This window comes from Pseudomonas sp. FFPRI_1, from assembly GCF_055384485.1.
In genome coordinates, this window is the sequence record NZ_AP029168.1 from 4,096,856 (window position 1) to 4,109,707 (window position 12,852).

General features: G+C 65.2%; 10 protein-coding genes. 4 read left to right on the forward strand and 6 right to left on the reverse strand.

Annotation, left to right across the window (positions count from 1 at the left end; all coding sequences use genetic code 11):
* Both ACZ5BO_RS18155 and ACZ5BO_RS18160 read left to right on the forward strand, forming a co-directional pair.
* Entirely contained in the window at positions 1-1,107 is a 1,107-nt protein-coding gene (locus tag ACZ5BO_RS18155) for an enoyl-CoA hydratase/isomerase family protein (protein ID WP_025127354.1), read from the forward strand.
* A gap of 4 nt (positions 1,108-1,111) precedes the next feature.
* The gene (locus ACZ5BO_RS18160) at positions 1,112-2,263 is read left to right on the forward strand and encodes an acyl-CoA dehydrogenase family protein (protein ID WP_025127355.1); all 1,152 of its coding nucleotides are present in this window, start codon (positions 1,112-1,114) and stop codon (positions 2,261-2,263) included.
* 706 nt (positions 2,264-2,969) lie between these two features.
* Here ACZ5BO_RS18160 and ACZ5BO_RS18165 read toward each other — a convergent pair.
* The 6 genes from ACZ5BO_RS18165 to ACZ5BO_RS18190 all read right to left on the reverse strand — a co-directional run bounded on the left by ACZ5BO_RS18165 (position 2,970) and on the right by ACZ5BO_RS18190 (position 10,105).
* Positions 2,970-3,743, reverse strand: a complete 774-nt coding sequence (locus ACZ5BO_RS18165; RefSeq protein WP_011061351.1) for an enoyl-CoA hydratase — start codon at positions 3,741-3,743, stop codon at positions 2,970-2,972.
* 20 nt (positions 3,744-3,763) lie between these two features.
* Entirely contained in the window at positions 3,764-4,891 is a 1,128-nt protein-coding gene (locus tag ACZ5BO_RS18170; protein ID WP_025127356.1) for an acyl-CoA dehydrogenase, read from the reverse strand.
* 12 nt (positions 4,892-4,903) lie between these two features.
* Entirely contained in the window at positions 4,904-6,094 is a 1,191-nt protein-coding gene (locus tag ACZ5BO_RS18175; protein WP_025127357.1) for an acetyl-CoA C-acyltransferase, read from the reverse strand.
* Between the two features lie 12 nt (positions 6,095-6,106).
* Positions 6,107-6,868 carry an SDR family NAD(P)-dependent oxidoreductase gene (locus tag ACZ5BO_RS18180; protein WP_464695991.1) on the reverse strand — a complete coding sequence of 254 codons (762 nt, stop codon included), beginning with the start codon at positions 6,866-6,868 and terminating at the stop codon, positions 6,107-6,109.
* 14 nt (positions 6,869-6,882) lie between these two features.
* Positions 6,883-8,547, reverse strand: a complete 1,665-nt coding sequence (locus tag ACZ5BO_RS18185) for an AMP-binding protein (RefSeq protein WP_464695992.1) — start codon at positions 8,545-8,547, stop codon at positions 6,883-6,885.
* Between the two features lie 535 nt (positions 8,548-9,082).
* Entirely contained in the window at positions 9,083-10,105 is a 1,023-nt protein-coding gene (locus ACZ5BO_RS18190; RefSeq protein WP_464695993.1) for an AraC family transcriptional regulator, read from the reverse strand.
* A 385-nt stretch (positions 10,106-10,490) separates the two neighbouring features.
* Between ACZ5BO_RS18190 and ACZ5BO_RS18195 the strand changes: the two genes are divergently transcribed.
* Together ACZ5BO_RS18195 and ACZ5BO_RS18200 are read left to right on the forward strand one after the other, a co-directional pair.
* Positions 10,491-11,762, forward strand: a complete 1,272-nt coding sequence (locus ACZ5BO_RS18195) for an ABC transporter substrate-binding protein (RefSeq protein WP_256244295.1) — start codon at positions 10,491-10,493, stop codon at positions 11,760-11,762.
* A gap of 156 nt (positions 11,763-11,918) precedes the next feature.
* Positions 11,919-12,845, forward strand: a complete 927-nt coding sequence (locus ACZ5BO_RS18200; protein ID WP_025127362.1) for a carbohydrate ABC transporter permease — start codon at positions 11,919-11,921, stop codon at positions 12,843-12,845.
* Positions 12,846-12,852: the final 7 nt, after the last annotated feature.

Below are 12,852 nucleotides of genomic sequence, written 5' to 3' on the forward strand. Positions count from 1 at the left end.
ATGACTGCTCAGGTTTCATCCCAGGCCACACGGGATTGCGACACCCCTCAAGAGGATGTGCTGGTCGAGGTGCGCAACCACATCGGCCACCTGACCCTCAACCGCCCCGCCGGCCTCAATGCCATCACCCTGTCGATGGTCCGTACTTTGCAGCAGTGCCTTGACCGCTGGGCCCAGGATCCGCTGATCCACGCCGTTGTCCTGCGTGGCGCGGGCGACAAGGCTTTCTGCGCCGGCGGCGATATCCGCTCGCTGTACGACAGCTACCACAGCGGCGACACCCTGCACCAAGAGTTCTTTGTCGAGGAATATGCCCTTGACCTGACGATCCACCACTACCGCAAGCCGGTGCTGGCGCTGATGGACGGTTTTGTCCTGGGCGGTGGCATGGGCCTGGTGCAAGGCGCCGACCTGCGGGTAGTCACCGAGCGCAGCCGCCTGGCGATGCCGGAAGTGGCCATCGGTTACTTCCCTGATGTCGGCGGCAGTTACTTCCTGTCGCGCATCCCCGGCGAGCTGGGAATCTACCTCGGCGTCAGCGGCGTACAGATCCGCGCCGCCGATGCCCTGTACTGCGGCCTCGCCGACTGGCACCTGGACAGCAGCAAGCTGGACCTGCTGCACCAGCGCCTGGACCGCCTGCACTGGAGCGACTCGCCCCTCAAGGACCTGCAAGGCCTGCTGGCCAAACTTGCGGTGCAGACCTTGCCTGACGCGCCGCTCGAAACCCTGCGCACGGCCATCGACCATTTCTTTGCCCTGCCCGACATGCCAAGCATCGTCGAGCAACTGCGCACGGTCACCGTGGCCGACAGTCAGCAATGGGCACGAACCACCGCCGACCTGCTGGAGACCCGGTCGCCCCTGGCCATGGCCGTGACCTTGGAAATGCTGCGCCGCGGCCGCCAGTTGAACCTGGAACAATGCTTCGCCCTGGAACTGCACCTGGACCGGCAGTGGTTCGAGCGTGGCGATCTGCTGGAAGGCGTACGCGCCCTGATCATCGACAAAGACAAGACTGCGCGCTGGAATCCACCCACCCTGGCGGCCCTCGACGCCGATCGGGTGGCGAGCTTCTTCAGTGGTTTTGACGGCAGCGGGAGCTGAATACATGCACGACATTGAACTGAGCGAAGAGCAAGTGATGATCCGCGACATGGCCCGGGACTTCGCCCGAGGCGAGATCGCGCCCCATGCCCAAGCCTGGGAAAAGGCCGGCTGGATCGACGACGCCCTGGTGCGCAAGATGGGCGAACTGGGCCTGCTGGGCATGGTGGTGCCCGAGGAATGGGGCGGCAGCTACCTGGACTATGTGGCCTACGCCCTGGCCGTCGAGGAGATCGCCGCCGGCGATGGCGCCACCGGCGCCCTGATGAGCATCCACAACTCGGTGGGCTGCGGGCCGATCCTCAACTACGGCAGCCAGGCACAGAAAGAGGCATGGTTGCCACGCCTGGCCAGTGGTGAAGCCATCGGCTGCTTCTGCCTGACCGAACCCCAGGCTGGCTCCGAAGCCCACAACCTGCGCACCCGCGCCGAACTGCGCGATGGCCAGTGGGTGATCAACGGCGCCAAGCAGTTCGTCAGCAACGGCAAGCGCGCGCAACTGGCCATCGTCTTCGCCGTGACCGATCCGGAACTGGGCAAGAAAGGCCTGTCGGCGTTCCTGGTGCCCACCGACACCCCGGGGTTCATCGTCGACCGCACCGAACACAAGATGGGCATCCGCGCCTCCGACACCTGCGCCGTGACCCTCAACCAATGCACCATCCCCGAGGCCAACCTGCTGGGTGAACGGGGCAAGGGCCTGGCCATCGCTCTGTCCAACCTCGAAGGCGGGCGCATCGGCATCGCCGCCCAGGCCCTGGGCATTGCCCGCGCCGCGTTTGAAGCAGCCCTGGCCTACGCCCGGGAACGGGTGCAGTTCGACAAGCCGATCATCGAACACCAGAGCATCGCCAACCTGCTGGCCGACATGCACACCCGCCTGAATGCCGCACGCCTGCTGATCCTCCACGCCGCGCGCCTGCGCAGCGCCGGCCAGCCGTGCCTGTCGGAAGCGTCCCAGGCCAAGCTGTTCGCCTCGGAAATGGCCGAAAAGGTCTGCTCCTCGGCCATGCAGATCCACGGCGGCTACGGCTACCTGGAGGACTATCCGGTGGAGCGTTACTACCGCGATGCGCGAATTACCCAGATCTACGAAGGTTCCAGCGAAATCCAGCGCCTGCTGATTGCTCGCGAGCTCAAGCATTACCAGCTGTGATGGGGGCCGCTTGAGCTGAAAGATCGCAGCCCAGGCTGCGATTTTTTTGCGACATGCTCTTGTAGGAGCCGGCTTGCCGCCGAACAGGACCTTGAGCCTTGCGCTGTCCTGGCGGACGCCTTCGCTGGCAAGCCAGCTCCTACAGCTGGCGCGATGGCGGCGGCGTCCTTGTAGGAGCCGGCTTGCCGGCGAAGAGGACCTTGAGCCTTGTGCTGCCCTTGTGGACGCCTTCGCTGGCAAGCCAGCTCCTACAGTTGGCGCGATAGCGGCAGCGCCCTTGTAGGAGCCGGCTTGCCGGCGAAGAGGCCCTTGAGCCTTGTGCTGCCCTTGTGGACGCCTTCGCTGGCAAGCCAGCTCCTACAGTTGGCGCGATAGCGGCGTCGTCCTTGTAGGAGCCCGCTTGCCGGCGAACAGGACCTTGAGTCTTGCGCTGTCCTGGCGGACGCCTTCGCTGGCAAGCCAGCTCCTACGGCTGGCGCGATAGCAGCGGCGCCCTTGTAGGAGCCGGCTTGCCGGCGAAGAGGATCTTGAGCCTTGTGCTGTCCTGGCGGGCGCCTTCGCTGGCAAGCCAGCTCCTACAGCTGGCGCGATAGCGGCGGCGCCCTTGTAGGAGCCGGCTTGCCGGCGAAGAGGACCTTGAGCCTTGTGCTGTCCTCGCGGACGCCTTCGCTGGCAAGCCAGCTCCTACGCGGTGCAGGCGGGGTGGTTATTGATCCTTGAACTGCGGGTCGCGCTTGGCGATGAAGGCGGCCATGCCTTCTTTCTGGTCCTGGGTGGCGAAGGCGGCGTGGAATACCCGGCGCTCGAAGCGCACGCCCTCGGACAGGCTGACTTCAAAGGCGCGGTTCACGCTTTCCTTGATCATCATGCTCACCGGGATCGATTTGCCGGCAATCACCGCCGCCACTTTCAGGGCTTCTTCCACCAGTTCATCGGCCGGCACGATGCGCGCAACGATGCCGCAGCGCTCGGCTTCCACGGCGTCGATGAAACGCCCGGTCAGGCACATCTCCATGGCCTTGGCCTTGCCCACGGCGCGGGTCAGGCGCTGGGTGCCGCCCATGCCCGGCAGTACGCCGAGGTTGATTTCCGGCTGGCCGAACTTGGCGTTGTCGCCGGCCAGGATGAAGTCGCACATCAGCGCCAGTTCGCAACCGCCACCGAGGGCGAAGCCGTTGACCGCGGCGATGATCGGCTTGCGCCGGTTGGCCACGCGGTCGCTGTCGCTGAACAGGTCGTCGAGGTAGATCTGCGGGTAGCTCAGCTCGGCCATTTCCTTGATGTCGGCACCGGCGGCGAAGGCTTTCTTGGAGCCGGTGATGACGATGCAGCCGATCTGCGGGTCGGCCTCCAGGCGATCCAGGGCCTGGTTGACCTCGCCGACGATCTGCGCGTTGAGGGCGTTCAGCGCCTGGGGACGGTTGAGGGTAATCAGGCCGACCCGGCCCTTGATGTCCAACAGAATGGTTTCGTAGCTCATGAATCAGCTCCTGCTAAAAGTCAGAGATTGCGCGAAATGACCATGCGCTGAATGTCGCTGGTGCCTTCGTAGATCTGGCAGATGCGCACATCGCGGTAGATGCGCTCCAGCGGGAAGTCGCTCAAGTAGCCATAGCCGCCCAGGGTTTGCAAGGCGGCGGAGCAGACCTTCTCGGCCATTTCCGAGGCGAACAGCTTGGCCATCGAGGCTTCCACCAGCGCCGGCTTGCCGCTGTCGCGCAGGGCTGCGGCGTACTGCACCATCTGCCGCGCCACGGCGATCTGGGTCGCCATGTCCGCCAGGCGGAAGGCCACGGCCTGGTGCTCGATGATCGGCTTGCCGAAGGTTTCGCGCTCACGGGCGTAGTCCCGCGCCGCTTCGAACGCGGCCCGGGCCATGCCCACCGCTTGCGAGGCAATGCCCACGCGCCCGCCCTCAAGGTTGGCCAGGGCGATCTTGTAGCCCTCGCCCTCCTCGCCCAGACGGTTGGCCACTGGCACCTGCACATCCTCGAAGAGGATCTGGCAGGTGTCGGAAGCGTGCTGGCCGAGCTTGTCCTCGATGCGCGCGACCTTATAGCCCGGCGCATCGGTGGGCACGATAAAGGCGCTGATACCGCGCTTGCCGGCCGCCGGGTCGGTGACCGCGAACACGATCACCACCCCGGCGTTCTGCCCGGAGGTGATGAACTGCTTGCAGCCGTTGAGCACATAGTGGTCGCCGTCGCGGCGGGCCCGGGTCTTCAGGCTGCTGGCATCGGAGCCGGCCTGGGGCTCGGTCAGGGCGAAGGCGCCGAGCATGGCGCCACTGGCCAGGGGCTTGAGGAAGCGCTCCTTCTGCTCATCGTTGCCGAACTTGAGGATCGGCACACAGCCCACCGAGTTATGCACGCTCATGATGGTGGAACAGGCGCCATCACCGGCGGCGATTTCCTCCAGGGCCATGGTGTAGGCCAGGTAGCCGGTGTCGCAACCGCCCCACTGCTCGGGCACCAGCATGCCGAAGAAACCCAGCTCGGCCATCTCGGCAATGGCTTCCCTGGGAAAACGGTGCTCACGGTCCCAGTCGGCGGCGAAAGGCTTGAGGCGCTCCTGGGCGAATTGCCGGGCCGCGTCGCTGATCTGCAGTTGTTCGTCATTGGGCAACATCGGGATTCCTCGTTACAGGCATTCAACGGCCATGGCCGTGGCTTCACCACCGCCGATGCAGATCGCGGCCACGCCACGCTTGAGGCCTTTCTGGCGCAGGGCCGAGAGCAGGGTCACCAGGATCCGCGCACCGGAAGCACCGATCGGGTGGCCCAGGGCGCAGGCGCCGCCGTGCACGTTGACCTTGGCGTGGGGGATTTCCAGCTTGCTCATGGTCACCAGGCTGACCACGGCGAAGGCTTCGTTGATCTCGAACAGGTCGACCTCGTTCAGCGACCAGCCGGTCTTCTTCATCAGCCGCTCGATGGCGCCCACCGGGGCCACCGGGAACAGCCCGGGGGTGTCGGCGAAGGCTGCGTGGCCGTGGATCACTGCCAGGGGCTTGAGGCCGCGCTTGTCGGCTTCGGAGCGGCGCATCAGCACCAGGGCCGCGGCGCCGTCGGAGATCGAGCTGGAGTTGGCCGCAGTCACGCTGCCACCGTCGCGAAACGCCGGTTTCAGGGTGGGGATCTTGTCCAGCTTGGCCTTGGGCGGTTGTTCGTCGTCGCTGATCAGCTTCGACTCCTTGCCGACCATCACCTGCAGGGGAACGATCTCGTCCTTGAACAGGCCGTCCTTGATCGCCTGCTGGGCCCGGGTCAGGGAGGCCACGGCGAAATCGTCCTGGGCCTGGCGGGTGAAGCCGTTGGCCTCGGCGCAATCCTCGGCGAAGGTGCCCATCAGGCGGCCCTTGTCGTAGGCGTCTTCCAGGCCGTCGAGGAACATGTGATCGAGGACCTTGCCATGGCCCATGCGGTAGCCGCTGCGGGCGCGGTCCAGCAGGTACGGGGCGTTGGACATGCTTTCCATGCCGCCGGCGATCACCACCTCGGCGCTGCCGGCCAGCAGCATGTCGTGGGCCAGGATGGTGGCCTCCATGCCGGAGCCGCACATCTTGTTCAGGGTGGTGCAGCGGGTGCCCTTGTCCAGGCCCGCGCCCAGGGCCGCCTGACGGGCCGGGGCCTGGCCGAGGCCGGCGGACAGCACGCAGCCGAACAGCACTTCCTGTACCCCATCGGCGGCAATACCCGCGCGCTGCACGGCGGCGCGGATGGCTTCGGCCCCCAGCTGCGGGGCGCTCAGGCCTTTCAGGTCACCCTGGAATCCGCCCATGGGGGTACGGACGGCGCTGACAATGACAATCGGATCTTGGGCAATGGACATGATGAATCCTCCTTACTTGGCGGCCATGCGCAAGGCACCGTCGAGACGGATCACCTCGCCGTTGAGCATGCTGTTTTCAATGATATGCCGCGCCAGGGCGGCGTACTCGGCGGGTTTGCCCAGGCGTGGCGGGAATGGCACGCCGGCAGCCAGGCCGGCCCGCACTTCGTCGCTCATGCCGGCCATCATCGGGGTTTCGAAAATCCCCGGGGCGATGGTCATCACCCGGATGCCAAAACGCGCCAGCTCCCGGGCCACCGGCAGGGTCAGGCTGGCGATGGCGCCCTTGGACGCGGCGTAGGCGGCCTGGCCGATCTGCCCGTCGAAGGCGGCGATGGACGCGGTGTTGATGATCACCCCGCGCTCGCCGTCGGCATCCGCCGGGCTCTCGGCAATGGCCGCCGCGGCCAGGCGCAGCAGGTTGAAGCTGCCGATCAGGTTGACGTTGATCACCTGGCTGAAACTGGCCAGGGCATGGGGGCCGTTCTTGCCCAGGACCTTTTCGCCACGCACGATCCCGGCGCAGTTGACCAGGCCATTGAGCCCGCCAAAGGCCTTGACCGTGGCCTGCACCGCCGCTTCGGCCGCGGCCTCCTGGCTGATGTCGGCGACCACGCTCTGGCACCCCAACTGCTGGGCCTTGGCGGCCACGGCATCGGCATTGAGGTCCACCAGCATCACTTTGGCGCCGGCGGCGACCAGCATTTCAGCGCTGGCAGCACCCAGGCCGGACGCGCCGCCACTGACGAGAAACACCTTATTTTCGATCTGCATCATTCAAATCCTGTTCATGCGGTAGCTGTTGACGCCGCGGCCTCTTGAGCCTTGGCGATTTCCTGGTTGCGCAAGATAAAGCGCTGCAACTTGCCGCTGGGGGTCTTGGGCAAGTCGCTGACAAATTCGATTTCACGGGGGTAGGAATGGGCCGCCAGGCGCTTGCGCACATGCTGGCGCAGCTCCTCGGCCAGCTCTGCGGTGGCGCGGTATTGCTCGCTGAGCACCACGAACGCCTTGACCAGTTCGGTGCGTTCCGGATCGGGCTTGCCCACCACTGCGGCTTCGACCACGGCCGGGTGTTCGATCAGTGCGCTTTCCACGTCGAACGGGCCGACCCGGTAGCCGGAGGTGGTGATCACATCGTCGCTGCGGCCGACGAAGCTGATGCTGCCGTCCTGGTTCAGTTCTACGGTGTCGCCACTGAGGTAGTAGTCGCCGACGAAGGCCTTGGTCGGCACCCCGGCGTAACCGGCGAACCAGCACATCGGCGACTGGCTGCGGTCGATGGCGAGGATCCCCGGCTGGCCGACGCCCAGCTCCTGGTACTGCTCATCGAGCACCACGATGCGGTGGCCCGGCGAAGCGAAACCGGCGGCGCCGACATGCACCGGGTGCTCCAGGCCATGGTGGTTGCACAGCACCATGCCCAGCTCGGTCTGGCCGTAGTGGTCGTGGATCACCACGTCCAGTTGTTCGGCGAACCAGCGGATGACTTCCGGGTTGAGCGGCTCGCCGGCGCTGCTGACGATACGCAGGCGGCCCTTGATCGAGCGGGCGAACTGGTCGCCCCCGGCAATCAGCAGGCGGTAGGCGGTGGGTGAACCGGTGAGGTTGGTGATGGCGTATTTGTTGATCACCCGGCAGGTGCTTTCCAGGGTGAAGGGGCCGTCGTAGAAGGTGATCGGGTGGCCCAGGCCCAGAGGGCCGGTAACGCCGAAGTAGATGCCGTAGGCCCAGCCCGGGTCGGCGACGTTCCAGAACGCGTCTTCGGGGCGCAAGTCCACGGCGTCGCGGGTGTAGGCCTGGAACGCAACGATGGCCTTGAGCGGCACTTCCAGGGCTTTCGAGGGGCCGGTGGTGCCCGAGGTGAACATCAGCAGGAACGGGTCTTCGCCGGTCAGCAGCACGGGCTCGCACTGGGCCGGGTACTGCTCCAGCTCGGCCCAGAAGCTGAAATCGCCGCGCACGATGCCCTGGCCCTTGGCGCCTGCGACCGTGACGATGGTCGGGCATTCGGCGACTTCCGCCAGCTTGGGCCGGTTCACCGCGTCGCTGACCACAATCCTGGCCTTGGAGCTGTTGAGGCGGTGCTCGATGGCCTTGGGGCCGAAAGCGGTGAACAGCGGTTGGTACACCGCGCCAATGCGCCAGGTGGCCAGCACCGTGATCAAGAGTTCGACATTGCGCGGCAGCAACCCGGCGATCTTGTCGCCCTTGCCGACCCCCTGGGCCAGGAAGAAGTTGGCCAGGCGTGCGGCCTTGTCCTGCAACTCGGTGAAGGTATAGGTGGCGCTACTACCGTCCCGGCCCTCCCAGAACAGCGCGATGCGCCCGGGCAAGGCATGCCGGTCGCAGCACTCGACACAGGCATTGAGGGCTGAGAGCGAGCCCGCGAGGGCGGACTCCATGGTGTGCTGATAATCGAATTCCTTGATAGCGGACAGGTAGTTGCGCATTGCCAGAATCCCTCACTGTTCTTATTAGGATGGGAACCTCATGAAAATCAGGGAAATACTGGCGCCAGAGCCCTTGCGGGACAATGGTCAAAGCTATCAAGTTGCGTGACCGGTTTGGCCAAGAGCCCGAGCGGCGCCAGCGAGATTGCCGCGACCGCGGGAGTGGTGCGAGGCTTGCGGGCCTCTTCGCCGGCAAGCCGGCTCCTACAGGGAACTGCACGGACTGTCTGACTGCTGTAGGAGCTGGCTTGCCAGCGAAGGCGCCCGCACAGGCGGCACAAGGCTCAAGGGCCTCTTCGCCGGCAAGCCGGCTCCTACAGAGAGCTGCGCGGTCTATCTGACTGCTGTAGGAGCTGGCTTGCCAGCGAAGGCGCCCGCCCAGGCGGTGCAAGGCTCAAGGGCCTCTTCGCCGGCAAGCCGGCTCCTACGGGGAACCGCACGGACTGTCTGACGGCTGTAGGAGCTGGCTTGCCAGCGAAGGCGCCCGCCCAGGCGGCACAAGACTCAAGGGCCCTCTTCGCCGGCAAGCCGGCTCCTACGAGAGGTGCGGGTCGTTGAGGATCAGGCTGCGATAATGCCCGGGGTTGGAGCCCGACCATTTGCGAAAGGCTTTGTAGAACGAACTGGTGTCGGCAAACCCCAGGCGCCCGGCAATCTCGGCAAAGCTGATCTGCGGCTCGGCCAGCCAGACGATAGCCAGTTCCTTGCGCACGCTGTCCTTGAGCGCCTGGTAGCTCTGGCCTTCTTCAGCCAGGCGCCGACGCAAGGTCGAGGCGGAGATGCACAGGCTCTGGGCCAGGCTTTCGCTCTCGGGCCACTGCTCCCCGGGGAGTTGCCGCAACTGGTGCTTGATACGACTGGCCAGGCTCTCGGGGTCGCGGTATTTGACCAGGATGTTGGCCGGGGCATGGGCCAGAAAACGCTTGAGCTCGTCCTCGCTGCGCTTGATCGGCAGGTCCAGGCAGTCGGCAGCAATGATCATCCGCGTGCGTGGCCGCTCGAAACGCAGGTTGTCGGAGAACATCACCCGATAGTCGTCGCAGAAATCCGGCTGCGGGCAGCGCAGCTCGATGGCCAGGATCGGAATCCGCCGCCCCGCCAGCCAGCAGGCCACGCCGTGGACGATCATCCAGTAGGTGAAGTAGGTAAAGGCCCGCCGCGGCTCGTGTTCATCCTCCAGCAAAACGATTTCCGCCAGGCTCTGCTGGTGCACCAGTTGCGCCGGCATGCGCTCGAACATCAGCGTCAGAAAACCCAGCACCGAGTCCAACCCGCTGGCCAGGGTCGGCTGGGCCATGGCCGAGCGGCAGAGAAAGGCCAGGCTGCCGGATTTCAGGCGGCGCGGGTCCATGCCGAAGAACTCGTCGTCCAGGCGCCGCGCCAGCAGGCGCCAGAGCCGTGCGTAGGCACTGGCCGGAACCCGCGCTGTGCCCTGCTGCAAGCCTGCCGGATCGATGCCGACCTTGTTCAGCACTTCATCGGTGGCGGCGCCCGGCGCGCAGCTTTGCAGCAGCGCCTCGCGCACCAGTTGCATGGAGATGGTGTCTTTTTCCGACATCGCGGCCAACGGTTTACTCAGTCCTGGGACGGCCATCTTAGGCAGTGACCGGGAAAAAGCCAGTGGGCTTTGGGCTAAGTGGCAACCCCTCCTGCGGGGCAAAACCAATACGCATCTGCAAGGTCGCGAACAAGCCCAGGCGCCAGTTAGTCCCGCAGAGCGTCTGCCCAAGCCAAGGTCCCCGTGACAGGCCAGTGCAAAAAAGTATCAATTCAAGTGTCAGGGATGATTTGTCAGCACCGCGTTTGAGGGCTGTAATCAGCCCACATTCTTCCTGGCATCCGGAAGACATAACAACAATAACCGTCCTTCTGCAGCCCTCAGCGGCGCAGGACAGGAGTGAACGATGAAACCCTGCAGCAAAGCCCTGCTCCTCACCACCTGCATGACCCTGAGCAGCGTCACCCTTGGCGCCCAGACCCTGACCATCGCCACCGTCAATAACAGCGATATGATCCGCATGCAGAAACTCTCGAAGACCTTCGAGGCCGAGCACCCGGACATCAAGCTGAACTGGGTGGTGCTGGAAGAGAACGTGCTGCGCCAGCGCCTGACCACCGACATCGCCACCCAGGGCGGCCAGTTCGACGTGCTCACCATCGGCATGTACGAAGCCGCACTCTGGGGCGCCAAGGGCTGGCTGCAACCGATGCAGGACCTGCCGGCCAACTATGAGCTGGACGATGTCTTCCCTTCGGTGCGCGAAGGCCTGTCGGTCAAGGGCACGCTCTATGCCCTGCCGTTCTACGCCGAAAGCTCCATGACCTACTACCGCACCGACCTGTTCAAGGAGGCCGGCCTGAGCATGCCCGAGCGGCCGACCTGGGAGCAGATCGGCGAATTCGCCGCCAAGCTCAACAAGCCTGACCAGGAGCAATACGGCCTGTGCCTGCGGGGCAAGGCCGGCTGGGGCGAAAACATGGCGCTGATCGGCACCCTGGCCAACAGCTACGGGGCGCGCTGGTTCGATGAGAAGTGGCAGCCGGAGTTCACTGGGCCGGAGTGGAAGAACGCGCTGACCTTCTACGTCGACAACATGAAGAAATCCGGCCCGCCGGGGGCTTCGAGCAACGGCTTCAACGAAAACCTGGCGCTGTTCAACAGCGGCAAGTGCGCGATCTGGGTCGATGCCAGCGTCGCCGGCTCCTTCGTCACCGACCAGAGCCAGAGCAAGGTCGCCGAGCATGTGGGCTTCACCTACGCGCCGCATCAGGTCACCGACAAGGGCAGCGCCTGGCTGTACTCCTGGTCGCTGGCGATCCCCACCAGCTCCAAGGCCAAGGAGGCGGCCAAGACCTTCACCACCTGGGCCACCTCCAGGGAGTACGCGGCCCTGGTGGCCGAGAAGGACGGCATCGCCAATGTACCGCCGGGCACCCGGGCCTCCACCTACAGCGAGGCCTACATGCAGGCCGCGCCGTTCGCCAGGGTCACCCTGGAATCGCTGAAGGTCGCCGACCCGAGCAAGCCGACCCTCAAGCCGGTGCCCTACATCGGTATCCAGCTGGTGACCATTCCCGAGTTCCAGGCCATTGGCACCCAGGTGGGCAAGTTGTTCTCCGCCGCGCTGATCGGCCAGACCACGGTGGATCAGGCCCTGGCTGCGGCGCAGCAGACCACCGAACGGGAAATGAAACGCGCCGGCTACCCCAAATAGCCCGGCCGTCCCTGTAGGAGCCGGCTTGCCGGCGAAGAGGCCCTTGAGCCTTGTGCTGTCCTGGCGGACGCCTTCGCTGGCCAGCCAGCTCCTACCTCCGCCGACAATGCCAGCGCGGTGTCGCGCGCCCCTTGTACCCAATTGGTTGTGACCCTCATGAATACCTCGACTGCCAAGCTGCATGTGCAACCGCAGGCGGCGCCCCGCAAAAGCCGCCTGGCCAACCCCGGCTGGTTCCTGGTCAGCCCCTCGGTGGCGCTGTTGCTGCTGTGGATGATCGTGCCCCTGGGCATGACCCTGTACTTCTCCCTGATCCGCTACAACCTGCTCTACCCCGGCGAAAACCAGTTCGTCGGCCTGGAGAACTTCAGCTACTTCCTCACCGACTCGGGCTTCCTGCCCGGGGCCACCAATACCCTGCTGCTGGTGGGCAGCGTGCTGCTGATCAGTGTGGTACTCGGGGTGCTGATCAGCGCCCTGCTGGAGGCCAGCGAGTTCTTCGGCCGCGGCCTGGTGCGGGTGCTGCTGATCTCGCCGTTCTTCATCATGCCGACGGTGGGTGCGCTGATCTGGAAGAACCTGATCTTCCACCCGGTGTCGGGGATCCTCGCAGCCGTGTGGAAGCTGTTCGGTGCCCAGCCGGTGGACTGGCTGGCCCACTACCCGCTGCTGTCGATCATCATCATCGTGTCCTGGCAGTGGCTGCCGTTCGCCATCCTGATCCTGATGACCGCCATGCAGTCCCTGGACCAGGAACAGAAAGAAGCCGCGCGCCTGGACGGCGCCGGGCCCATCGCGATCTTCTGGCACCTGACCCTGCCCCACCTGGCGCGGCCGATTGCCGTGGTGGTGATGATCGAGACCATCTTCCTGCTCTCGGTGTTCGCCGAAATCTTCACCACCACCAACGGCGGCCCGGGCTATGCCTCGACCAACCTCGCCTACCTGATCTACAACCAGGCGCTGGTGCAGTTCGACGTGGGCATGGCTTCGGCCGGCGGCCTGATTGCCGTGGTCATCGCCAATATCGCCGCGATCATCCTGGTACGGATGATCGGCAAAAACCTGACTGACCAGCCCTGAGGTGCGC